The 23,624-nt window shown below is 70.1% G+C and carries 21 protein-coding genes; 6 read left to right on the forward strand and 15 right to left on the reverse strand.

The genetic code is table 11. The features are described from left to right. The first annotated feature begins 177 nt into the window (after nucleotides 1–177). Nucleotides 178–1,353: a S1C family serine protease gene (locus G361_RS0121815; protein ID WP_155981541.1), complete on the forward strand. Its 1,176-nt coding sequence runs from the start codon at nucleotides 178–180 to the stop codon at nucleotides 1,351–1,353. Between the two features lie 147 nt (nucleotides 1,354–1,500). On the opposite strand, the gene ptsP is transcribed toward G361_RS0121815, so the two are convergent. From ptsP to G361_RS0121850, 7 genes are all read right to left on the reverse strand, one after another. Continuing rightward, nucleotides 1,501–4,236, reverse strand: coding sequence for a phosphoenolpyruvate--protein phosphotransferase (ptsP, locus tag G361_RS0121820; protein WP_026343336.1), 2,736 nt, complete (start codon nucleotides 4,234–4,236; stop codon nucleotides 1,501–1,503). A 115-nt stretch (nucleotides 4,237–4,351) separates the two neighbouring features. Further along, entirely contained in the window at nucleotides 4,352–4,990 is a 639-nt protein-coding gene (dhaL, locus tag G361_RS0121825) for a dihydroxyacetone kinase subunit DhaL (RefSeq protein WP_019929241.1), read from the reverse strand. 3 nt (nucleotides 4,991–4,993) lie between these two features. Continuing rightward, nucleotides 4,994–5,995, reverse strand: a complete 1,002-nt coding sequence (dhaK, locus tag G361_RS0121830) for a dihydroxyacetone kinase subunit DhaK (RefSeq protein ID WP_026343338.1) — start codon at nucleotides 5,993–5,995, stop codon at nucleotides 4,994–4,996. Nucleotides 5,996–6,119: 124 nt separating this feature from the next. Continuing rightward, on the reverse strand, nucleotides 6,120–7,910 hold the full coding sequence (locus G361_RS0121835) for a long-chain fatty acid--CoA ligase (RefSeq protein WP_019929243.1): 1,791 nt from the start codon (nucleotides 7,908–7,910) through the stop codon (nucleotides 6,120–6,122). A gap of 160 nt (nucleotides 7,911–8,070) precedes the next feature. After that, complete coding sequence (locus G361_RS0121840; protein ID WP_019929244.1) at nucleotides 8,071–8,994, reverse strand: alpha/beta hydrolase fold domain-containing protein; 924 nt, start codon at nucleotides 8,992–8,994, stop codon at nucleotides 8,071–8,073. A gap of 5 nt (nucleotides 8,995–8,999) precedes the next feature. Next, nucleotides 9,000–9,836 (reverse strand): SDR family oxidoreductase, encoded by an 837-nt coding sequence (locus G361_RS0121845; protein ID WP_019929245.1) that lies wholly within the window; start codon nucleotides 9,834–9,836, stop codon nucleotides 9,000–9,002. Further along, nucleotides 9,833–11,392, reverse strand: coding sequence for an NAD(P)/FAD-dependent oxidoreductase (locus tag G361_RS0121850; RefSeq protein WP_019929246.1), 1,560 nt, complete (start codon nucleotides 11,390–11,392; stop codon nucleotides 9,833–9,835). The genes G361_RS0121845 and G361_RS0121850 overlap by 4 nt, the downstream gene beginning before the upstream one ends. A gap of 68 nt (nucleotides 11,393–11,460) precedes the next feature. On the opposite strand from G361_RS0121850, the gene G361_RS0121855 reads away from it, so the two are divergent. Further along, nucleotides 11,461–12,090 carry a TetR family transcriptional regulator gene (locus tag G361_RS0121855; protein WP_019929247.1) on the forward strand — a complete coding sequence of 210 codons (630 nt, stop codon included), beginning with the start codon at nucleotides 11,461–11,463 and terminating at the stop codon, nucleotides 12,088–12,090. Between the two features lie 8 nt (nucleotides 12,091–12,098). On the opposite strand, the gene G361_RS0121860 is transcribed toward G361_RS0121855, so the two are convergent. The 5 genes from G361_RS0121860 to G361_RS0121880 form a co-directional block, all read right to left on the reverse strand. Beyond that, the gene (locus G361_RS0121860; RefSeq protein ID WP_019929248.1) at nucleotides 12,099–12,596 is read right to left on the reverse strand and encodes a hypothetical protein; all 498 of its coding nucleotides are present in this window, start codon (nucleotides 12,594–12,596) and stop codon (nucleotides 12,099–12,101) included. Nucleotides 12,597–12,655: 59 nt separating this feature from the next. Continuing rightward, nucleotides 12,656–14,296, reverse strand: a complete 1,641-nt coding sequence (locus tag G361_RS0121865; RefSeq protein WP_019929249.1) for an MFS transporter — start codon at nucleotides 14,294–14,296, stop codon at nucleotides 12,656–12,658. 159 nt (nucleotides 14,297–14,455) lie between these two features. Next, nucleotides 14,456–14,971, reverse strand: a complete 516-nt coding sequence (locus tag G361_RS0121870) for a hypothetical protein (protein WP_026343339.1) — start codon at nucleotides 14,969–14,971, stop codon at nucleotides 14,456–14,458. 52 nt (nucleotides 14,972–15,023) lie between these two features. Beyond that, the gene (locus G361_RS0121875) at nucleotides 15,024–16,484 is read right to left on the reverse strand and encodes a wax ester/triacylglycerol synthase domain-containing protein (protein ID WP_081635447.1); all 1,461 of its coding nucleotides are present in this window, start codon (nucleotides 16,482–16,484) and stop codon (nucleotides 15,024–15,026) included. Between the two features lie 106 nt (nucleotides 16,485–16,590). After that, complete coding sequence (locus G361_RS0121880) at nucleotides 16,591–17,586, reverse strand: glycine betaine ABC transporter substrate-binding protein (RefSeq protein WP_019929252.1); 996 nt, start codon at nucleotides 17,584–17,586, stop codon at nucleotides 16,591–16,593. 240 nt (nucleotides 17,587–17,826) lie between these two features. Here G361_RS0121880 and G361_RS0121885 point away from each other — a divergent pair, with 240 nt between their 5' ends. Genes G361_RS0121885 through G361_RS0121900 form a run of 4 tightly spaced genes read left to right on the forward strand, consistent with a single transcriptional unit; the run spans nucleotide 17,827 to nucleotide 21,257 of the window. After that, nucleotides 17,827–18,723, forward strand: a complete 897-nt coding sequence (locus tag G361_RS0121885) for an ABC transporter substrate-binding protein (RefSeq protein ID WP_155981733.1) — start codon at nucleotides 17,827–17,829, stop codon at nucleotides 18,721–18,723. 8 nt (nucleotides 18,724–18,731) lie between these two features. Then, complete coding sequence (locus tag G361_RS0121890) at nucleotides 18,732–19,883, forward strand: ABC transporter ATP-binding protein (RefSeq protein WP_019929254.1); 1,152 nt, start codon at nucleotides 18,732–18,734, stop codon at nucleotides 19,881–19,883. 25 nt (nucleotides 19,884–19,908) lie between these two features. Further along, nucleotides 19,909–20,565 carry an ABC transporter permease gene (locus G361_RS0121895; RefSeq protein ID WP_019929255.1) on the forward strand — a complete coding sequence of 219 codons (657 nt, stop codon included), beginning with the start codon at nucleotides 19,909–19,911 and terminating at the stop codon, nucleotides 20,563–20,565. Next, nucleotides 20,562–21,257, forward strand: coding sequence for an ABC transporter permease (locus G361_RS0121900; RefSeq protein ID WP_019929256.1), 696 nt, complete (start codon nucleotides 20,562–20,564; stop codon nucleotides 21,255–21,257). The genes G361_RS0121895 and G361_RS0121900 overlap by 4 nt, the downstream gene beginning before the upstream one ends. Here G361_RS0121900 and G361_RS0121905 read toward each other — a convergent pair. Genes G361_RS0121905 through G361_RS44425 form a run of 3 tightly spaced genes read right to left on the reverse strand, consistent with a single transcriptional unit; the run spans nucleotide 21,220 to nucleotide 23,589 of the window. Beyond that, nucleotides 21,220–21,867 carry a response regulator transcription factor gene (locus tag G361_RS0121905; protein WP_231386941.1) on the reverse strand — a complete coding sequence of 216 codons (648 nt, stop codon included), beginning with the start codon at nucleotides 21,865–21,867 and terminating at the stop codon, nucleotides 21,220–21,222. The two genes, G361_RS0121900 and G361_RS0121905, sit on opposite strands and share 38 nt — an antisense overlap. A 42-nt stretch (nucleotides 21,868–21,909) precedes the next feature. Beyond that, on the reverse strand, nucleotides 21,910–23,049 hold the full coding sequence (locus G361_RS44420) for a histidine kinase (protein ID WP_019929258.1): 1,140 nt from the start codon (nucleotides 23,047–23,049) through the stop codon (nucleotides 21,910–21,912). Nucleotides 23,050–23,055: 6 nt separating this feature from the next. Then, on the reverse strand, nucleotides 23,056–23,589 hold the full coding sequence (locus G361_RS44425) for a hypothetical protein (protein WP_019929259.1): 534 nt from the start codon (nucleotides 23,587–23,589) through the stop codon (nucleotides 23,056–23,058). Nucleotides 23,590–23,624 lie beyond the last annotated feature (35 nt).

Genomic DNA, 23,624 nt, shown 5'->3' on the forward strand with positions numbered 1-23,624 from the left:
CGTCACGGATTCGTCACCGCCGGAACACCCCCGGCCGGGCCACCCGCAGCGGGTTCCGATCGGCCGCATCGGATCCCGATCGGAAGAGGACTCGGTCACAACACGGAATTCACCCAGCACGCTCTCAGAAAGGCGGGTAATGCTGATAAGAGCAGTCTCGAGCCTGATGAGGACGTGATGATCGTGTACCCGAATTCGACCAGCTGGCCGGGGCAACCGGCACGACCGTACGGACCCCCGCCCAGCCGCCCGCCGCGGCACGGGTTGTCCTTCACCGCGGTCGCCGCGCTCGTGGCCGTCCTGGCCGTCGTGATCGGCCTGGTAGGGACACGATTGCTGTCGCCGAACGGCGGGTCCCCGGGCCATCCGGTCGCACAGTCCCCCGGCGGATACGGCCAGCCGGTGAGCTCGCATCTCTCGCCTGCCGACCTCAACGACGCCGCGAATTCGGTCATACCGAGTATCGCGATCGTGAACACCCAACTCGGGCTGCAGAACGGCCAAGGCGCCGGAACCGGGATCGTCCTCACCTCCACCGGCGACATTCTCACCAACAACCACGTGGTGGAGGGCGCCACGAAGATCTCCGTCACCGACCTCGGCAACGGCCGCACCTACCCCGGCACCGTCGTCGGCTACGACCGCCAGGAGGATGTCGCGGTCGTGCACCTGTCCGGCGCCTCGGGACTGACCACCGCGCCGCTCGGTGATTCCAACCTGGTCGCGGTGGGCGACAACGTGGTCGGCGTCGGCAACGCCGGCGGCACCGGCAGCCCGACGGCCGCCAGCGGCCGGGTCACCGCGCTGAACCGCTCCATCACCGCCAGCGACGACGCGTCCGGCAGTTCCGAGCAGCTCACCGGCCTGATCCAGATCGCGGCGAATATCCAGCCCGGCGATTCCGGTGGCCCGCTGGTGAATTCGGTCGGACAGGTGATCGGCATGGATACCGCTGCCTCCCAGGGCTTCCGGATGGGCAGCGGCGGCGGCGTGGGCTTCGCCATCCCGATCGACCAGGCGCTCACCATCGCGAAGCAGATCCAGACCGGCCAGGCCTCCGAGCTGGTGCACATCGGTGCGTCGGCATTCCTCGGCGTCTCGGTCAGCGATGCCAACAACGGTGGCGGCGCGCTGATCCGCAACCTGGTCAGCGGCGGTCCGGCGGAGGACGCGGGCCTCGCCTCCGGTGATGTGATCACCGGGGTGGACGGCCGCGCGGTCGGCTCCGCGACCGGCCTGACCAACACCATGGACCTGCACCACCCGGGCGATACGGTCTCGCTGAGCTGGGTCGACCAGTCCGGCAGCAACCAGTCCGCGCGGGTGAAGCTGGCGACCGGACCGGTCGGATAGGCACCGATACCTTCCCGAGAGCCCGGCGGCCGAGCGTTATCGCTCGGCCGCCGGTGCGTATTCGGGTGGGTAGGCAGCGGACGCTGACGTGGTCGAGAGTGCGCGGCCGTATCCGTCATGATCGAAGGTATTGCGCGGCAATGTTCTTCAGGAACCACCGGTGACCATCGCACGGACCGCCGCTGCCGACTCGGCGCCGAGTGCCGCAATGGACAGGGCCCGGCAATGCGCCAGATCCAGCTCCCGAATTACGGCTTTGACCAGTGCGATCATGGGCACCGCCACGCTCAACTCGGTGACACCCAGCCCGAGCAGCACCGGAACCGCCACCGGATCCGAGGCGATCTCGCCGCACACGGCCACCGGGAGCCCGCCCGCACCCCGGCACACCAGGTCGATCAGGCGCAGCACCCCGGGATCCAGCGGATCCGCGAGAGCGGCGAGGGCGTCGTTGCCGCGCTCGGCGGCCAGCGCGTACTGGGTGAGATCGTTGGTGCCGATGCAGAAGAAATCGACGTGCCCGGCGAACGCGGCCGCCTTGGCCGCGGTGGCGGGCACCTCCACCATGATCCCCACCTCGATCCGAAGATCCTGCGGCGCAACCTCTTTCACTATCGCTCGCGCCGCGCGCACCTCGTCCACGGTGCTCACCATCGGGAACATCACGCGCACCGGGTGATCGGCGGCGACGGCGGCCATCGCCTGCAACTGATCGCGCAGCAGATCCGCGTGGCCCGCCGCCAGCCGGATGCCACGTACCCCGAGGAACGGATTCGCCTCCGGCGGCCGCGCGAGGTACGGCAGCGGCTTGTCACCCCCGGCATCCAAGGTGCGCAACACGATTCGGCGACCGTCGAACGCCTTCGCGATCTCCCGGTACACCTGCTCCTGTTCCGCGACCGTCGGCGCGTGATCCCGGTCCAGGAACAGGAATTCGGTGCGGACCAGTCCCGCCGAATCGGCGCCGTGCGCGACCGCCTCGACCGCATCCACGAGGCTGCCCACATTGCCCGCGACCTCGACGGTCACCCCGTCGATGGTGACGGCGGGCCGGTTCGCCGCCGCCTCGGCGGCCCGCTGCCGCGCGCGCTGTCCCGCTGCGCGCGCGGCGAATTCGGCCAGCATCGCGGGCCCCGGATCGACGACCAACTGCCCGTTGCCGCCGTCGAACGCCACGGTGGTGCCCTCCGGCACCGTCAGCAGATCCGATCCGGCCGCCACCACCGCCGGAATACCTCTGGAGCGGGCCAGGATCGCACTGTGCGCGGTCGGACTCCCCTGCGTCAGCACCATTCCGGTCACCAGCGACCGATCCAGCGCGGCAACCTGTGCGGGTGTGAGCTCAACGGCCACGAGAATGCCCGGACGGCTGACGATCTCGGTACTGCTACCGAGCAGTTCACCGAGCACCTGATCGCGCACGGCCACCAGATCCGCGGCCCGCGCACGCTGATAGTCGTCGGGCAAACGCGCCAGATCCGCTGCCGCCCGGCTCGATTCGATCGACCACGCCGACGCCGCGTGCGCACCCGCCCCGATCCGCTGCCGCGCCACCCCGACCAGTTCATCGTCGTCCAGCAGTAACAGGTGGGCCCGGAAGATCGCCGCCTCCGCCGGCCCCGTCTGCGCCACGATGGCCTCGATTCGCCTGCGCACCGCGGCAATCGCCACCACCAGCCGCTCCCACTCGGCCTCCGGCGACCCCTCGGGTTTCGCCGGCAGCACGAACTCCCCCACCCCGGCATGCCACACCGGCCCGATCGCGATCCCACCCGAGGCCGGCAACGGACCCCTGCTCACTCTGTCGAAGCCACCCCCGGCCGACCCGGCGCTCCGATCGGCCGAAATACTCTCCGCCACTTGCTCTCCGGTGGAACCGGGCACCGCAAGCACTGCACGCCCGCCTTCGGATCGATCACCCATGCCACCGGCCGATACCGTCGCAACCGCACCGGCCGGTGGACTCCCATGCGAGATCGCCGGGGAGGCACCGGCCGGTCGACTCGAATGCGAGGTTGCCGTAGCGGCAGCGATCGGTTCCCCCATCCCGGATACCGCGACGTCCGCCCCCTCATCGAAGCGCCGTTCCGCCAACTCCCGTAACCGATACACAGCCGCCTCGGCCTCGGGCCCGGTCGCGACCACCTCGATCCAGTGGCCGGACAGCGCACCGAGAGCGGCCACCCGGCTGAGACTCCGTCCCGGTACCGGACCGGCACCGGTGGTGAGATTGCGCAGGTCGACGATGGCGTCCAACGTGCGCACTTCGGCGACCAAGCGCGCCGCAGGCCGCGCATGCAACCCGTGCGGATTGGTAACCACGAAAACGCCCCGCACCTCCGCACCCCCAACCGCCCGCTCCCTCTGCGCAACAACTTCCCCCGCCCTCACCGCCGCAGGCTCCCGAACCTCCGACGGAACCTCCCGCACCCCCGCCGCCGGAAGGGCTGTCTCGCTTGTGTTTTCGTCACCTCGATCAGGCGAGGCCGGACTCAGCTGAGTAGATTTGGCCAGCAGCGAGTGCTCCGCCTCGGCGGCCGCCTCCGCCAGATCCGCGCCGCCGGCCGCCGCGACAGCGGCCGCGACCAGCCCCTCGACGATCGGCGCGGCGCACAACCGCACCTCGTGCGGCGTCTCCAGCAGCTCGAGAGCGAGTTCGGCCGACAACACCGCGCTGCCCAGGTCCATCAGCACCAACACACCGTCGCCGGTGTCGGCCGCGCCGATCGCTTCCGCCACCGCGACGGCATCGGTGCCGAACGTCTGCTCGTCCAATCCGGCCGCGATCTCGATGCGAATCCCGCTGCCGGGCACCATCTCCGACGCCAGTGCCACGGCCGCGCGTCCCAGGGCGCGGCTGTGCGAGACGACGACGCCTATCACCGTGCCGCCTCCAGCCGCCCGATCCGGCGAACCGTCACTATCGCACCGGGCATATCCGAACCACCACAACACATCCGGACCTGCGGCGGCGGACCGATCACCCGCGTCTCCCCGCTCATCCGAGTGCCTGCCGGGCGGCGCGGAGGAGGAGGGTTGCGCTGGTGGCGCCTGGATCCTGGTGGCCCACGCTGCGTTCGCCGAGGTATGAGGCGCGGCCCTTGCGGGCTTGTAGTGGGATCGTGGCGTCGCGGCCGGATTCGGCGGCGGCCAGTGCCGCGTCCAGGGCGGCGGGCAGGGTGGCGCCGGCGGCGAGGGATTCGGTGAGGGCGTCGGCGGCGGGGGTCAGGGCGTCGAGCATGGTCTTGTCGCCGGGTTCGGCCTTGCCTCGGGCGGCGACACCGGCCAGGCCGGCGCGGAAGGCCTCGGCGAAAACTGTTGCGTCCAGGGCTTTTTCGCCGGGGACAGCGGCGGCGGCGCGTAGGAAGAAGGTGCCGTACAGGGGTCCGCTCGCGCCGCCGACCGAGCGGATCAGCACCATGCCCGCCTGTTTCAGCGCCTCGGCGGCGGTCGCCGGGGGTGTGTCGGTGAAAGCCGCGGTGACGGCGGCGGTGCCGCGACGCATATTGCTGCCGTGGTCGGCGTCGCCGATGGCGGCGTCGAGTGCGGTGAGGCGATCGGCGTTCTCGTCGATCAGTGCGGCGAATTCGCGTAGCCAGGCGATCGGGTCGAGCGCCGAGTTCGCTTCTGTCACCACGGTTCACACTCCCCAGCGCAGGGCCGGTGTTCGTACCGGCGCGTCCCACAGGTCCAGTAGTTCGTCGTCCACCCGGGTCAGGGTGACCGAGCAGCCGGCCATGTCCAGCGACGTGATGTACGGGCCGACGAGGGAGCGGGCGATCTGCACACCGTGACCGTGCAGGATCCGCGCCACCTCGTGGTACATCACGTACAGCTCCAGCAAGGGGGTACCACCCATACCGTTGACGAAGCAGATCACGCGGTCGCCGCGGTCGAAGGGCAGATCCGACAGGATGGGCTCGACCAGCAGCGCGGCGACCTCGCGGGCGGGCGCCAGCGGTACCCGGCGACGGCCGGGCTCGCCGTGGATGCCGATGCCGATCTCCATCTCGGTCTCGCCGAGTTCGAAGGTGGGTTTGCCGGCGGCGGGCACGGTGCACGAGGTGAGCGCCATACCCATGCTGCGCGATCGGGCGTTCACGGTGCGGGCGAGGTCGGCGACCGCGGTCAGCGGGCGGCCCTGTTCGGCGGCGGCCCCGGCGATCTTCTCCAGCACGACCGTGCCGCCGACCCCGCGGCGACCGGCCGTGTACAGACTGTCCCGGACGGCGACATCGTCGTCGATCACGACCGCGGCGATCTCGGTGCCGGTCTCGGCGGCGGCCAGTTCGGCGGCCATCTCGAAGTTCATCACGTCGCCGGTGTAGTTCTTCACGATGTGCAGTACGCCCGCACCGGCATCCACGGCGGTGGTGGCGGCGAGGATCTGATCCGGGACCGGGGAGGTGAAAACCTCACCGGCACAAGCGGCGTCGAGCATGCCGAGGCCGACGAAGCCGCCGTGCAACGGTTCGTGGCCGGAGCCGCCGCCGGACACCAGGCCGACCTTCCCCGGCACCGGTGCGTCGCCGCGCAGGATCAGCCGGTTCCGCGCATCGATCCGCAACTCCGGATGTGCGGCGGCCATCCCGGCCAGCGCCTCCACCACCACGTCGGCGGGGTCGTTGATCAATTTCTTCATCGCGATACTCCTCGGGTCACCGTCCACGCTGCCACCGCGGCGGTGATCGCGGCCACGGATTTCGGTACGGAGATACGCGAAAGGCCCGCATCCGATCGGATGCGGGCCGGCGGTCGAGTGCGACTCAGTTGTAGATGGCGTCCACGTCGGCGGCGAACTTCTGCATCACCACGTTGCGTTTCAGCGACATCTTCGGGGTGAGCTCGCCGCTCTCCTCGGTCCAGTCGACCGGGAGGATGCGGATCTTCTTGATCGCCTCGGCGTGCGAGACGAGTTTGTTCGTATCGGCCACCGCCGAGTCGACCTCGGCGACCAGGTCGGGCAGCTCGATGAGCTTGTCGATCGGCAGGTCGGCGGGCAGATTGTGGCGCTGCTTCCAGCCGGGCAGGGCCTCGGGATCGAGGGTGACCAGGGCGCCGACGAACGGCTTGCCGTCGCCGACGACCATCACCTGGCCGATCAGCGGGTTGGCGCGCAGCGAATCCTCCAGCATGGCCGGGGACACGTTCTTACCACCGGCGGTGACGATGATCTCCTTCTTCCGGCCGGTGATGGTGATGAACCCGCGGTCGTCGAGCGCGCCCAGGTCGCCGGTCCGGAACCAGCCGTCGGTGAACGCGTCGGCGGAGGCCTCGGGATTGCGCCAGTACCCGGCGAAGATCACCGGGCCGCGGATGAGCAGCTCGCCGTCCTCGGCGATCTTGGCGCCGTGGCCGGGCAGCGGCCGGCCGACGGAACCGACCCGGATGTACTCCGGCGTGTTCACGGAGACGGCCGCAGTGGATTCGGTGAGGCCGTAGCCCTCGTAGATGGTGACGCCCACGCCGCGGAAGAAATGGCCCAGCCGCGCACCCAGCGGACCGCCGCCGGAGACCGCCGATCGGCAACGGCCACCCATCGCGGCCCGCAGCTGGCCGTAGACCAGCCGGTCGAACAGCGCGTGCTTGAGCTTCAGCAGCAGGCCTGCGCCGCCGGCTTGCTGCGCCTCGCTGTAGGCGATGGCGGTGTCGGCGGCCACGTCGAAGATCTTGCCCTTGCCGCCGTCGTAGGCCTTCTGTCGGGCGCCGTTGAACACCTTCTCGAAGACACGCGGGACCGACAGGATGAAGTCCGGCCGGTACTGACCGAACTGCTCGACCAGGGTGGACCAGTCGGCGGTGTGCGCGACGGTGACCCCGGCGTCGAAGGCGGCCAGCGCTACCGCGCGCGCGAATACGTGAGCCAGCGGCAGAAACAGCAGCGACTTGTTGCCCGGCTTCAGGAATTCCGGCATCGCGGCGCGGTCGGCGGCGGATTCGGCGTACAGGTTGGCGTGCGTGAGCATGACGCCCTTGGGCCGGCCGGTGGTGCCGGAGGTGTAGATCAGCGTGGCCGGCGAGGCGTCCGTCACCAGGGCGCGGCGCTCGTGCACGACGCGGTCGTCGAGTTCGCTGCCGCGGGCGATCAGCTCGTCGAGGGCGCCGGCGTCGAACTCCAGCGTCTCCTTCAGCTCCGGCAGACCGGCCTCGATCTCGGCGATGGTGGCGCGATGCTTCGGCTTCTCGACGACCAGCAGGCGGGTGGCGGAGTCGGACAGGATCCAGCGGGCCTGTTCGGCCGAGGAGCTGTCGAAGATGGCGACGGTACAGCCGCCCGCGGCCCAGATGGCGAAGTCGAGGACGACCCACTCGTACCGGGTGGAGGCCAGGATGGCGACGCGATCGCCGAGTTCGACACCGGTGGCGATGAGGCCCTTGGCCACGGCGGTCACCGAGGCGGCGAATTCGGCGGCGGTGATGTCGTTCCAGCCGCCCGAGCCGTCGGGCGTGTTGAACACGACCAGGCCGGGTGTGCGCTCGGCATGCCGGAAGGCCCCGTCGGCCATGTTGGCATCCTCGGGGATGGCATATGTCGCCGGAACCTCGAATTCTCGCATCGCAACCCTTCCGATGTACTACCCGCCGGTAGCTTTACCCACTAGTAACCTACGCCACGGCACGCTCGGCACGAACACCGGCACCGGGTACGCCCGCGACCGGACCCGACCGGCCGGAGCGGCGCGGACGTAGGGCACGGCAGCGCCCCCATCCTAGGGATCACGCCGCGGCCGGCTCCAGCGCCCGGCCCAGGAAATCGCTCATCGCGCGCAGTTCGGCGGCCGCGGGGGCCACCAGCGCCGCCTGCAACTGGGCGACGTGCCAGAGCCCCCGGGTCACCGAGAACTGCACCGGCACGCCGGCCGCGCGCAGGCCCGCCACCAGCCGCGTGCACTGCCCGTACAACAACTCCCCGGCATCGACCTGTACGTAGCACGGCGGCAGGCCGTCCAGGCGGCCCAGCAGCGGCGCGTAGCCCGGATCCAGTCCGTTACCGCCGCCCCGGTACGCCTCGGCCGCGGCGTGCGACCAGGCCGAGTTGATCACCAGATCCCGTGGGCGGCCGGGCTTTTCGTTCGGATCGGACCAGGGCGCGATCAGACCCAGTGCGGCGGGCCCGATCCCGTGCACATCGCGCAGGCGCTCGGCCAGCGCCAGCGCCAGCCCGCCACCGGCCGAATCACCGGCCACCACCAGGTTTTCCGGCGCGAGTCCGGTGCCGAGCAGTTCCAGGAACGCCGCCTCGGCGTCGTCGAGCGCGGCCGGGTACGGATGTTCCGGCGCCAGCCGGTAGTCCGGCAGGTACACCGGTCGGCGCAGATCCCGGGCCAGATGCGCGGCCAGGCTGCGATGGGTGGCCGGCGAGCCGATGGTGTAGCCGCCACCGTGCAGATACAGCACCGCGCCGGCGTCGACGGCCGGCCGGTCGCCGGTGATCCGTTCGGCGGGGCGGCCACCCAGCCGCAACCGCTGCCGCCGGGTGCCCGGCGGCGACTGTTGCAGCACCGATCCGGCGTCGAGCAGCGTGCGCTGCACCCGCCACGGCACCCGGGGATGCATGGTGAATCGGAAGAACGGGTGCAGGATCGCGCGGGCGACCGGCAGCGGCAGCGAGAAGTCCTGGAATGCGGGCACGTTCACCACCGGGTTCAGGGAAGAAGTCGCTTGTTGACCACGGACGCGATGCGCTGATAGTAGGAGCCGGTGACGCGGACGAACACGTCCAGCGCCTTCGCCTCCCAGCCGATCAGCACCCGGCCGTGCCCCTTGCGGACACCCTCGGTGATGGTGCGGGCGGCCATCTCCGGGCTGTGCAGGGCCAGCTTGCTGTCGAAGAACGCCGCGAACCGCGCCGAGTCGATGCCCTCGGCATAGCCGCCGTTGCGTGCGACGGCGGTCTTGATACCGCCGGGGTGCACACAGGTGACCTTGACCGGCTGCCCGTTCACCAGCATCTCCTGCCGCAGCGCCTCGGTGAAGCCGCGCACCGCGAATTTCGCCGCGTTGTAGGCACTCTGGCCCGGGATGGCGATCAGGCCGAACAGGCTGGACACGTTGATCACGTGCCCCGCACCGGATTCGATCAGATAGGGCAGAAAGGCCTTGGTGCCGTTGACGACTCCCCAGAAGTCGACATCCATGATGCGCTCGATGTCCTTGAACTCCGAGCGCACGACGTCGCCGTGGAAGGCGATACCGGCGTTGTTGTAGATCTGGTGGACCACGCCGAAGTGCTGTTTCACCGCGTCGGCGTACAGCAGCACCGACTCGCGCTCGACCACGTTCAGCCGATCCGACTTGACCTCGGCGCCCGATTCCGCGCAGCGCCGGACGGTTTCGGCGAGACCTTCGGCATCGATGTCGGACAGCGCGAGTTTCGCGCCGCGGCCGGCCAGGTTCTCGGCGAGGGCGCGGCCGATACCCGAACCGGCGCCGGTGACCACGCAGACCTTGCCGCGGAAGTATTCGTCGTTCGTTTCGCTCATCGTGCTGCTACCACCTTCGGATCGGGCCGGGTCGCGCCGTCGGCGATCGTCGTCTCGTAGGCCCCCGGGTCGAATTTCTCGAGCATCTTACGGAACCGGAACGTGAAGTCCGGCCACAGCGTGGTGTTGTTGCCGTGCTTGTCCAGATACCAGCTGGCACAGCCGCCGGTATTCCACACCGAACCCACCAGTTTGCCTTGCAGGTCGCGATTGTAGTTGTCCTGCACGGACTTTCGTACCTCCACGGTACCCAGTCCGAGGCGGTCGAAGGCGGCGATCGCATCGGCGATGTAGGCGATCTGGGACTCGATCATGTACACCATCGAGGTGTGGCCGAGGCCCACGTTCGGGCCGAGCAGGAAGAACATGTTGGGGTAGCCGACGATCGCCGAACCCTTGTAGCCCTGCTGGCCCGATTCGTCGAAAACCGCTGCGAGACTGCGGCCGTCGCGGCCGTACACCACCTCGTACGCGGGCGAGTCGGTGACGTGGAAGCCGGTGGCGACCACGATCGCGTCGACCTCGCGCTCGGTGCCGTCCGCGGCCACGATCGAACCGGCGCGGATCTCCCGGATGCCGTCGGTGATCAGGTCGACATTGTCGCGGCCGAGCGCCGGATAGTAGTCGTTGGAGATCAGCATGCGCTTGCAGCCGATCCGGAAGTTCGGGGTGACCTTGGCCCGCAACGCCGGATCGGGCACCTCGCGCCGCAGCTTGGCGCGCGCGATCAGTTCCAGGGCCAGCATGGCCGGCGGGAATTTCGCCAGGCCGACGACCTGGGATTCGCGCGCGGCGTAGATGGCCGTGCGGGAAAGCCGCTGCACGCCGGGCAGATACCGGAACGCCAGCCGCTCCGGCCGCGTGTAGGGCCGGTCCATCCGCGGCAGCAGCCACGGCGCGGTGCGCTGGTAGACGTCGAGCCGGGCCACCCGCGGCGCGATCGAGGGCACGATCTGGATCGCCGAGGCGCCGGTGCCGATCACCGCGACCCGCTTGCCGGCCAGATCGGAATCGTGGTCCCAGCGCGCGGAGTGGAAGAGCTCACCCTCGAAGTCGTTGATGCCCTTGATATCCGGCAGCGCGGGCTCACACAGCGCGCCGACCGCCGAGACCAGGATGTCGGTGGTGTAGGCGCCGCGGCTGGTCTGCACCTCCCAGTACTTCGCGGTGTCGTTCCAGCGGGCGCCGGTCATCTCGCAGTCGAAGATGTGCTTGTCGCGCACCCGGTAGCGGTCGGCGACATCCTGGATGTAGCGCTGGATCTCCGGCTGCCGGGAGAACGAGCGCGACCAATTCGGGTTCAGCGCAAAGGAATACGAGTACAGATGGGACGGCACATCGCAGGCCGCCCCGGGATAGGTGTTGTCGCGCCAGGTGCCGCCGACATCACCGCCGCGCTCGAGGACCAGATAGTCGTCCCGCCCGTCCTGGCTCAGCCGGATCGCCAGACCCAGTCCCGAGAAGCCACTGCCGATGATGAGGACGTGTACGTGCCGGGCGGCCCGGTCGTCGGCCCCCTCCGGCGCGACACCGTTGTCTGTAACCTTGCGACTCATGTAACAGAGCTTAAATTCTTGTTGAGTCGCAGTCAATAGTATTGAACCCGGTTCAGTAGGCTGAGGAGGTGAGCGTGAACGGTCCCGGAACGGGCGCGAAGCGGGTGCGGATGAGTCCGGCCGAACGGCGGGAGCAACTGATCGCTCTGGGCGTGCGGATGCTGCGGGAGAAGGCGCTGCACGACATCTCCGTCGGGGATATCGCCGAACAGGCCGGTATCTCGCGCGGACTGCTGTTCCACTACTTCCCCACCCTCCAGGATTTCCAGCTGGCGCTGGTGCGCCACGCCAATGCCGAACTGCTCGCCCGCACCACTCCCGACCACACCCTCCCGCTGCCGGAGATGCTGCGCGACGCGGTCTGCCGCTACGTCGACTATGTCAGCGACAACCGCACCTCGTATCTGGCCCTGTTGCGCGGACCGGCCAGCGCCGATCCCGATCTCGCCGCCCTGATCGACGCGACCCGTGGGGCCGTCGCCGACCGGGTGCTCGACGAGGCGCCGATCGCGCTCGACGACGCCGACCTGCCGCGGCTGCGGCTGGCCGTGCGGGGCTGGATCGCCTTCACCGAGGAGACGACGCTGAGCTGGCTGCGCACCGCCACCATCGACCGCGAACAGCTGATCGACCTGCTGGTGCGGTCCCTGCCCGCCCTGGCCATGCATCCGGAGCTGACCGCGGCGCTGGGCGGCTGAACGCGGGCTCAGTTGCCCGGCGCCGGCGCCGTGGTCGAGGCGCCGGAGTCGCAGACCGGGGGTGCGCCGCCCTGCATCTGGAGCAGGGCGCAGAAGGTCGCCTGGGTGACCTGCCAGGTGCCGTCGGTCCGGATCGCGCCGCCCTTGCGGTTGCGCAGCATCGGCAGGCCGCCGAACGAGACGGTGAAGATCACGTCGGCGCTGTTCGGGCCGGTGCTCGCGACATCCGAGACGGTCACCCGCGATTTCTTGGCGACCACGGATTCGGCCCGATCGTTCAGTGCCTGGGTGAACGCCTGGCCGTTCTCCAGCAACGCGGGCTTCTCCTCGACCGGGATCGAGGTGCTGAAGAAGCGGTCGTAGGTATCGATCACGGCCTGCCGGACCTCCGGCGACGTGCCGGTGTTGTTCGCGATCTTCGAACTGCCGCCGCAGCCGGCGAGGGTCACGACCGTGGCCACCGCGGCGACGGCCGCGACGACGCGGGGAAACCTCCGGACCAGCATGGGCGCCTCCCGAGTGGAATGGACACATTCGGCAGGTCGAGCCTACACCTGGCAATTGCTCAGTTATCGGACTCGGGTTCGTAGCCGGACCGGTCTCCGCCGCGCCACATCGACACCGCCGCACCCGCCGCGGCGACCAGGATCAGGATGCCGGACACCAGCAGGGCGACGTCCAGCCCGCGGTGGAAGGCCTCGAACGCCGCGCCGATGACCTGATCGACGATCGGGCCGTAGGAGGCGCGATCCGCCAGGTCGCCACCGTTGGGCACGGCCCCGGTCTCGATCGCGTCGATGATGATCGACTGAAAGTTGGCCGGGATCTGCAACTCGTTCAGCCGGTCGACCAGGTCCGCGTTGAGGAACGAGTTGACCAGCGCGCCGAGCGCCGCCACCCCGACCACCGCGCCGACCTGTCGCATGGTGTTGGTGGCGGCCGCCGCCATCCCGGACTGCTCGGCGGGGACCCCGGCCAGTACCGCGGAGGTCAACGGCACCACCGCGATACCGAAACCCAGCCCGGCCACCGTGAGCGACAGCGCCAGCGGCGTGAAATCCACATGGGTGCCGAGGAATTCGCGGGACAGCAGGATGCCCGCCGCGGCCAGTACACAGCCCACGATCAGCGGCGTGCGCGACCCGCGCACCGCCACCCAGAAGCCCGCCAGCAGCGAGCCGAGCACGATCGACACGGCCATCGGCGCGAAGACCGCCGCCGTCCGCCAGCCCGAATAACCCACCGCCTCCTGGAGATACAGCGCCGTGAAGAAGAAGATCGAGAAGATCCCGAAGTACACCGCGAACGCCACGATCAGCGCGCTGCGCACCGAGGGCCGGCGCAGATAACGGAAGTCGAACATCGGATTCGGCACGCGCAGTTCGACATACAGGAACGCGGCGAACGCGAGCGCGCCGATCACGAACAGCGTGATCACCGAGGCGGCCCCGTAACCCACCTGCTCACCGGAGATCCCGGCGTAGATCACGCAGCCGAGGAAGGCCGAGCCGAGGACGAATCCGGCCCAATCCAGGCTCCCCGGTCGCGGATCGGCGCTCTCCGGCACCCAGCGCACCGCGGCGGCCAGCACGAGGACCGCGACGATCACGTTGAACCAGAACACCGAACGCCATCCGAACGCGCCGACCAGTACCCCGCCCAGCACCGGCCCCGTAGCCAGCGCGAGACCGGACACCGCGGCCCACGCACCCAGCGCCCGCGCGCGCTGCCGCCGATCCGGGAACAGATGCCGGATCACCGACAGCGTGCCGGGTTCCGAAGCGGCCGCGCCGATCCCCATCACCGCGCGGCCCGCGATCAGCACCGCGACACTGCCCGCCAGCGCGGCGAGCAGCGAGCCCAGGCCGAACACGATCAGCCCGCCGACCATGACCTTCTTGCGGCCCAGGCGATCACCGAGCGAGCCCGCGGGCAGCATCAGACTCGCGAAGACCAGCGTGTAGGCGTTGACCACCCATTGCAGCGACACCACACCCGCGTGCAGATTCGACTGCACCGCACCGAGTGTCACGCTGACGACGGTGGTGTCGAGGAAGGTCACGAACAACACGGCGGTCAGGACGGCCAGGGCGAGCGCGGGTGAGGTTCCGATTCCGGCGGACCGCGCGGCGGGATCCGATGGCTCTGCGCCCGAACCTGGTGGCCATGCGCCGGAATCCGTCCCGGGTACCTGCTCCGATGTCATCACTACCTCCATCGGTCGAATTCTGTTGCGGCCGTTTGCCGATCGCATCCGGATCCGCGCCGGCGCGGCAGGTGACCGGTCCCCGGGCCGGCGCCTCGCCCTACCGAGCTTCGTGATCGAACGAGCGAGCGGGGCCCGGCGGCGCGGCCGCCCGGGTGGTCAATGTGCCGGAGTGGGGGCGGATGCCGCGCAGGCCGGGGGCGGATTGCCTTCCAGGGTGAGCAGCGCGCAGAAGGTGGCGGCGGTGACCTTCCAGGTGCCGTCCTGGCGGACGGCGGCGCCGTGCTGGTCGGCCAGCGCCGGTTTGCCGTTGAACAGAATGGAATACGTGACGTCGGCGTGGTCGGCGGCGGTACTCGTCACGGTGGTGACCGACGCGGTGGTGGCCTTGGCCATCGGCGAATTCGCCTGTGCGTTGATCGCATCCGCGAAGGTGGGACCGTTCTCGAGCAGCGCGATCTTCTGTGCGGCGCCGGTACCGCCGTCGAAGAACGTGCGGAAACTGCCGGTGACCTCCTGGGTGACACCGCCGCCGGGTGCCGGGGCGCTGTCGACGATGGTGGAGTGATCGGATGCGCCGCATCCGGCGAGGGCCGACATCGTGATCAACGCGCAGGCGGCGAGCGCTCTCGCCGCAAGGGTTTTCGCCGCGGGTGTGCGATCGAGCAGAAACATGCCTCGGCCTCCGATGAGGTGACGGTCGGCGGTGATCTTCAGCACACTCAGATTACTCGCCGGAACCGACCGGCGGGCCTGGATCGGCGACCGGCGCCGGACCCAATTCGGCCAATACGGTCGGCAATTCGGCGGCGAACCCGGTCGGGTCCACCAGTTCCGGATCGGCGGAGATCCCGAGCCCGAGGCGACCGGCCCAGCTCAGCGCACCGACCACCAGCGGCACCCCCGATGCGGGCGGCAGAATCGGGAAAACCTGCGCGACAGCGGCATTCGCGAGGGTGAGCGGCCGGTCGGGACCGGCCATATTGGAGACGATCGCATGGAAGAAACGGCCGCCGTATACCGTCGCGGCGAACCGGCCCGCGAGCGGCTCCGGCAGGATCCGCAATCCGGTGGCCATCACGAAACGGGATGCCAGCGCGCGGGTTCCGCTGTGCAACCGGTCGCCGCGCGTGACGATGTCCGCGAGTAGTTCGGCCGGATCGTCGAGATGCAGTGGGATGTCGATCATCACGGCGGCGGTCAGATTTCCTTCCGCCGCCGACCGCGGCCCGCGCACCATCAGCGGTACCGCCACCCGCAACGGACCACGCAGCCGGGTCATCAGATCCGGACGGGTCCGGCGCAGTGCTATCACGACCACCGCCAGCAGAATGTCGGTCACCCGCGCATGATACGAATGCGCCACGCCCCGAACGGTTTCCAGATCGAGCTCGGCAGTGACGAACCGCCGCCGATCGGAACCGACCGGCATCCGACCACGCGGACGAGCGTCCGCCGCCAGCTGCGCCAGCCCGGTGGCCGTAGCGACCGCCGCCGCACCCGCGCGGAGCCCGCCCCGCTCGGCGATCCGCAACTCGGTCCGCGGCCGCAACAGCCGCAACGCCTGCACCACCGTCCCGACCCCGTCCGCGACGGCATGGTGCACCAGCAGAATCACCCCGACCGGACCCGCGTCCCGCTCGCGGACCAGCACCATCCGCCACAACGGCCGATCCCGAGGCAGCGGCTCCGCGGCCAGTTCCCCGACCACCCGCCGAAGTTCGGCCACCGGATCACCGGCCGCGACCACCCGCTCGGCGACATGCCACTCCCAGTCGATCGCACCGTCCACCCAGCGCGCCCGCCGCCACCGCCCACCCGGCAGCAACCGCTGCCGGAACCGCGGCAGCCCATCCAATTCGGCGCGAACCAGCTCCCGCAGGTCGCGGACGGTCGGCCCGGCCGCACCCGGCTCCAGCACCACCAATCCCCCGACCTGCTGTGGCGGACCCGCATTCTCGACATGCAAGAAGAACGCATCGGCCGGCGCCACCGGCAACGAACGCCGACGCGCCCCCGCCGCAGGCGGCAAGTGCCGATGCACTACTACCCGCCGCCCCGGCCTACCGAGGGCATCGACCGCCGCATACCGCTCAGCGCCGATGTCCCGTCCCAGCCCGGGACGCGGCCCACTACCCACCCTTCCGTGATAACACAATCGCGCCGCCACCCGTCGCCGACTGAGCACCCCGTATCGTTCGCCGCCCCAGGGCCGGTCAGCCGATCCTTCTCGGCTGTCCGACTGCTCGCCGCAGGGCTGCCGGCCGCATCTTCGAGAGCCGACCGACCCACGATCAGAGTGAGTGTGCGTCCAGCCAGGTGCGGGCGAGGGTGGCGGCGGAGGTGTGGTCGTCGCGGAGGTGGGCGATCATGTCGATCAGTTCGGCGGTGGTCAGTTCGCCCGCGACGTAGTTGAGCTTCTTGATCTGGACCGGGGTGAGGGAGCCGGTGCGGAACAGCGGCAGTACGTTGCGGGCGCGGAAGGCGTAGCGCGGATCGGCGATCGTGGTCAGGCCGTCCGTGCCGCCGGGCAGCAGGGCAGCGGGTCCGGTGAGGATACCGAGCTGGACCTGCCCGTCCTGCAAGGCTTTTCGCAGCTCGGTATCGGACGGGTAGACGGTGGGGTGGGTGATGTCGCAGCCGTACCGGGTGTGCAGCGGATCGATCACGTCGCGTTGCGGGTCGGGGGCGGGGCGCAGGGGATCCAGCTCGGAACCGGTGGCGATGCCGACGGTGAGGTCGGCGCAACGGGGGGCCAGATCCGGCAGTGCGGCGGGGAGATCGTCCGTGGCGCGGGCCAGCAGCGCCGGGCGGAGGTCGGTGCCGTCCGCGATGTCGGAGACCGAGAGTCCTTGCGGGAGTGCGCGGCTGAGTGCGTCGGCGACGTCGGGGGCCGGTGCCGCGCCGACCGGACCGTCCACGGCCGCGGCGGGATTCGTCGCGGCGCCGCCCGCCGCGGCCGTCCGATCCGGGAGATGGGCGGGTGAGTTCGGGTCGAAGGTGGTCAGCAGGTCGCCGCTGACCTCGCCGACCAGGACCACGGTGGCGGCGTCCAGCGCGGCCAGATAGTCGCGGCGTTGTCCCATGTGCGCCACCACGGCCGTACGGGCGCCGGTGCGGGCGAGAGCCCCGGCATAGATTTCGGCGATCAAATCAGCCTGATCCGAATTGCCCGCACCCACCCGCAGGACCGGTCCGCCGTCGTCGTGGGAACAGGAAACCAGCAGCGTGGCGGCCACGGCGGCGACGAGTGCACGGGCTGCGATCCGTACCGGCCCGGTCGATCCCATCCGGCGACACCCCACTCCCGTTGCATGGAAAGAACGACACACTGCAGGCAGTATGGACAGCCGGGAGGCTGCGCCTGCGCACAGATCGTAGTCGGCGCGCGCCGGTCCTCTCGAAGTGCCCGGGACATCGGAAGGACTGCCTTGAACTCCTCGATCATCTCCGCCGCGCGGCGGCGTGGACATCGTCCCGCCCTCGCCGTCGTGCGCATCCTGGCCGCCGCCGTCGCGCTGGCCGCGGCCATGGCGCTGTCGGCGTGTGGCGGCAATTCCGATCCCTTGTCCTCCGGCGGGGGAGGCTGCGACAACGACACCAACAAGCTCACCGTCGGTTCGGCCAACTTCCCGGAATCCGAGACCGTCGCCGATGTCTACGCGGAGGCGTTGCGCGCCAACGGTTTCAGCGTCGACACCAAGCTGAACATCGGCAGCCGCGAGGCGTACATCCCGGCGCTGCGGCAGTGCTCGATCGGCGTGGTCCCCGACTACACCGGCAATCTGCTGCAATACCTGGACAAGTCGGCCACCGCGACCGGCGCCGACGATGTGAACGCCGCGCTGACCAAGGCGCTCGGCAGCGATCTGGCCGCCGGCACCCCCGCTCCCGGTGAGGATTCCGACGCCGTGGTGGTCACCCACGCCACCGCCGACAAGTGGAATCTGCACAGCATCGCCGATCTGGCGCCGCATTCGGCCGAAGTGAGTTTCGGTGCGCCGGCGGAATTCTCGGAGCGTCCCGGCGGCCTGCCGGGGCTGAAGAAGACCTACAGCCTGGACATCGCCGCGGACAAGTTCGTGCCGATCGCGGACGGCGGCGGCCCGGCCACGGTGCGCGCGCTCACCTCCGGGCAGGTCACCGCCGCCGACATCTTCACCACCTCGCCGGCGATCAAGCAGAACGATCTGGTGGTGCTCGCGGACCCGAAGCACAACTTCGCCGCGCAGAACGTGGTGCCGGTGCTCAACGCCAAGAAGAAGTCCGACAAGGCGGTGCGGGTGCTGAACGCGGTCTCCGCGAAACTGACCACCGCCGAACTGATCTCGCTCAACGACGCGGTCTCCGGCGCCAGCAAGACCGAACCGGCGGCCGCGGCGAAGACCTGGGTGGCCGCGCAGGGGCTGAACAAGCCGGTCGGATAGGCGGATTCGTGACCGAGATCGAATTCACCGACGTCACCAAGACCTATCCGGATGGCACCACCGCGGTCACGGGCCTGAGCCTGCGCATCGAATCCGGATCGTTCACGGTCTTCGTCGGGCCCTCCGGCTGCGGTAAGACGACCTCGATGCGGATGATCAACCGCATGATCACGCCCAGTTCGGGCACGATCACCGTCGGCGGCGCGGATATCGCGGCCATCGATCCGGTCGAATTGCGGCTCGGGATCGGCTATGTCATCCAGAGCGGCGGCCTGCTGCCGCACCGGACCGTTCTCGACAACGTCGCGACGGTGCCGGTGCTGCGCGGTGAGCGCCGCCGCGCCGCGCGCCGGGCCGCGCTCGAGGTATTGGATCGGGTCGGGCTGGATCGCGCTCTGGCGCAACGGTATCCGGCACAGTTGTCCGGCGGTCAGCAGCAGCGGGTCGGGGTGGCGCGGGCACTGGCCGCCGATCCGCCGATCCTGTTGATGGACGAGCCGTTCAGCGCGGTGGATCCGGTGGTCCGCGAGGAGTTGCAGGCCGAGATGCAGCGCCTGCAGGCGGAATTGCGCAAGACCATCGTCTTCGTCACCCATGACATCGACGAGGCGATCAAGCTCGGCGATCGGGTGGCGGTGTTCGGCCGGGGCGGCACCCTGCAGCAGTACGACCCGCCGCAGCGGGTGCTGGCCCGGCCCGCAACGGATTTCGTGGCCGAATTCGTGGGCCGCGATCGCGGGTACCGGGGGCTGTCGTTCCGGACCGCGGACGATCTCGCCCGGCACGAGATCCGCACCGCCACCGCGGAACAGGTACCGCAGCTGGAATTGGATCCGGGGGCGTGGGTGCTGGTCACCGATGCGGCCCGGCATCCGCAGGGCTGGGTGGACGGCACCGCGGTCGAGGCGGTGCGTGCGGGCCGCTCGCTCGCCGACAGCATGTCCGCGGGCGGTTCGCTGTTCCGGCCCGGCGCGGATCTGCGTCAGGCCCTCGACGCGGCGATCTCGTCGCCCTCGGGAATCGGTGTGGCCGTGGATGATTCGGGCGCGGTGGCCGGCGGCGTCGATGCCACCGAGGCGATCGGCCTGCTGGCCCGGCAGCGCGCGGACGAGGACGCCGAGCGCAACCGGCACCTCGCCGACGGCCGGGTACCGGAATGAGCGAGCGCAGCGGCGGTGTCCCGCGATGAGGTATCTGCTCCACAACTTCTCGGAGATCATGGGTTTCACCCGCACCCACGCGTATCTCGCACTGCTGCCGCTGCTCATCGGGCTCGTGATCGCGATTCCGGTGGGGGCGTTGGTCCGCCGGGTGTCCTGGCTGCGACGGGTGACCACCACGGTGGCCGGCCTCGCGTACACCATCCCGTCGCTGGCGCTGTTCGTGATCATCCCGCCGATCGCCGGGATCGCCACCATCGATCCGCTGAACGTGGTGATCGCGCTGACCGTCTACTCGGTGGCGCTGCTGGTCATCGCGGTGCCGACCGCACTGGACGCGGTGCCCGCCGCCGTGCTGGACGCGGCCGAGGCCATCGGCTACCCGCCGCTGCGCCGCACGCTCGTCGTCGAATTCCCCTTGGCGATACCGATTTTCGTGGCCAACCTGCGGGTCGTCGCGGTCACCAACATCTCGATGGTGACCGTCGGCGCGCTGATCGGGGTGGGCGGGCTCGGCAAACTGTTCACCCAGGGCTATCAGCGGGACTATCCGGACGAGATCGTGGCGGGCATCATCGTGGTGCTGGTGCTCGCGCTGATCGTGGACCGGCTGCTGTTCCTGCTGGGCCGCTGGGCCACCCCGTGGCTGCGCGCCCGCGGCGCGAAAGGTGCCCGAGCATGAACCTCTTCCTCGGTGCCTGGCACTATCTCACCGAATCCGCGCACTGGGGCGGCCGTACCGGCATCGGTCACCGGATCGCCGAACACCTCTGGTACAGCTTCCTCACGGTCGCGGTCTCCGTGGTGATCGCGGTGCCGACCGGGCTGGTGATCGGGCACACCCGCCGCGGCGCCGCGGCGATCGTCGGTGTCGCCAACGCCATGCGCGCGCTGCCCACCCTGGGCCTGCTCACCTTCGTGGTGCTGCTGCTCGGTCTCGGCCTGATCCCGCCGCTGATCGCACTGCTCACCGTCGGGGTCCCGCCGCTGCTGGCCGGCGCGTATTCCGGTGTGGCCAACGTGGATCCGGGTGTGGTCGATGCCTCCCGCGCGATGGGCATGACCGAGCGGCAGATACTGCTGCGGGTCGAGGTACCCAACGCGCTGCCGGTGCTGCTGACCGGATTGCGTTCGGCCACACTGCAAGTGGTCGCGACGGCGACCATCGCCGCGTACGTGAACCTGGGCGGGCTGGGCCGCTACATCTTCGACGGTATCGGCCTCTACGACTACACCCGGGTGCTGGTCGGCGCCATCCTGGTCGCGGTGCTCGCACTGCTGCTGGACGGCGTCCTGGCCTTCGTGGTCTGGCTCAGCGTGCCGGGTACGGGCCGGCTCAGCGTGCCAGTCCGGCGCGGTGCGCGTACGCGATAGCCTGACCCCGATCGCGCACGCCGAGCTTGGCGAACAGCGAATTGATATGGCTCTTCACGGTACTCACGCCGATGAACAGATCCTTCGCGATCTCGGTGTTGCTGCGGCCGGCCGCCATCCGGCGCAGCACATCCAGTTCGCGGTCGGTCAGGTCGACGTCGGGGGCGGGCTCGGCGGCGGTGAGACCGGAGACGAGCCGTGCGCCGACATCCGCGGCGAGGGTGGTGTGGCCGCTGGCGACCGAGCGGATCGCGGCGGCGATCTCGGCCCGGCCCGCATCCTTGGTGAGGTAGCCGCGGGCGCCCGCGCGCAGTGCGCCCGCGATCGAGGCGTCGTCGGCGTAGGTGGTGAGTACGAGTACCGCCGTCGCCGGATGCGCCGCGGTGATGGCGGCGGTCGCGGCGACGCCGTCCACCCCGGGCATCCGCAGGTCCATCAGCACCACCCGCGGGCTCAGGCGGCCCACCACCTCGACCGCTTCGGCGCCGTCGCGGGCCTCGCCGACCACGGTCACGTCCGGCAGCAGCGACAGGACGGTGGTGAGTCCGTCGCGCACCGTCGTCTGATCGTCGGCGACCACCACGGTGATCGTGCCCGGATCAGCATCCACCACAATTCCTCCTCGGCCCGTGTCCCACTGTGTCATTCGTCGCTACTCCGGTGCGTCCGCGCGCTGCGTGGCCGGTACCAGGATGCGGACGACCCACCGGTCCTCCTCCCGGCCCGCCGCGACGGAGCCGCCGAGAGCCGCTATCCGCTCGGTCATTCCGAGCAATCCGGCCCCGGAACCGCTGCGCGCCAGCGCGCCGATCCGCGAGCCGAGCGGATTCGACACCGTCACCGCGATATTCGCGCCGGTGGTGCGGAGGTCAATCGACACCGGTTGTCCCGGAGCGTGTTTGCGGGCATTGGTGAGCGCCTCCTGCACCGCGCGGGACAGCGCCACGGCGGTCTGCTCGTCCAGCCCTCGCAGTTCGGCGTCGACACCCACCTCCACCCGGCCGCCGCTGCCGCGGTGATCGTCGGCCAGCCGGTGCAGTTCGGCGCCGAGATCCACCCCCTCGGCCCGCAGCGCACCCACCACCCGGCGGGCGTCGGCGAGTCCCGACACCGCCAGGCGGTGCGACGCCTTCACCCGTTCGGCGGCGCGGTCCACCTCGCCGGCCTCCAGCAGCGCGTCGGCGGCATCCAGTTGCAACACCAGCCCGCCCAGGGTGTGCGCGAGCACGTCGTGCATATCGCGCGCGATGCGGCCGCGCTCGGTGAGGGCGGCGGCCCGGTCGCGTTCGGCGCGGATGATCCGGTTCTGCTCGACCAGTAACCGGTTCTGTTCGGCGGAGATCCGCGACTGCCGCCGGGTCCAGCCCATCAAGCCCATCACCAGCGCGCCGGACACCACCGCCAGCAGCGACCGGGGCTCGTCGCCCGCCGCCAGATCGGATATGCCCGCGCCGAAGATCGCCAGGGCCGCGAGGACCACGCCGACCGCCACCGGCTCGTTGAGCAGCGCGAATCCGGCGAACACCACGGCGAGCGCGGTGATCGCCGAACCCGCCGACCACGCGGTGGTCAGGCCACCGCCGATCGCCATCGCGAACAGGGCGGTCAGGGTCGGCCAGCGCGGCCGCTCCGGCGCCACGATCCAGACCGCCCAGCCGAGCCAGGACATCACCGCCGGTACCGCCCACCAGCCGTGCTGGAGGACGGTTCCGCCACCCGCCGCGACGACGGCGACGAGCCCGACCAGGCGCAGCAGCCTGGACGGGAACGTCGCCAGCGGGGATTCGGTCATCGCCGCTCAGTATCCCCGGCCGGGGCCGCTCGGATACCGGTCCCCGGCCCGGCCCGCGACCGGCACCGGGGTGCGCAGGTCCGCGCGGCGGATCAGCACGAGGGTGCGGCCCACCCGGTTGAGCGCCACCATCAGCAGGATGACGCCGGTGGAGGTCAGGATCTTCGCCCCGAGCGCGTTCGCGCCGACATCGACCCCGACCCGCACGGCGATGAGCACCAGCCACCACAGCGATCCGGCCCAGCCGGTGCGGGCCTGCCACCGGCCCTCGACGACGCGCAGCTGGGACATCGACCCCATCAGCGCGCCGACGCCGATACTCAGCAGGCCGGTCGCCAGCAGCAACGTCACCGCGACCGTGCCGAAGGTGTCGCCGTCGACCGGGGTGGATCGCAGCGACACCAGGCCGATCACCGCGAGGATGAGCGGCATCCGCCAGATCCGCGCGGGATCGAGCACCTGCCAGCGGGTCTGCCGGTAGACGATCCAGCCGAGCACCGCGACGACGAGAACAATTTCCGAAATCTGTGCCGAACTCATGCCTCTACGATCGCGGCGCGCGGCCCCGCGACCCA

The sequence above is a fragment of the Nocardia sp. BMG111209 genome (genome assembly GCF_000381925.1).
Taxonomy (GTDB): Bacteria; Actinomycetota; Actinomycetes; order Mycobacteriales; family Mycobacteriaceae; genus Nocardia.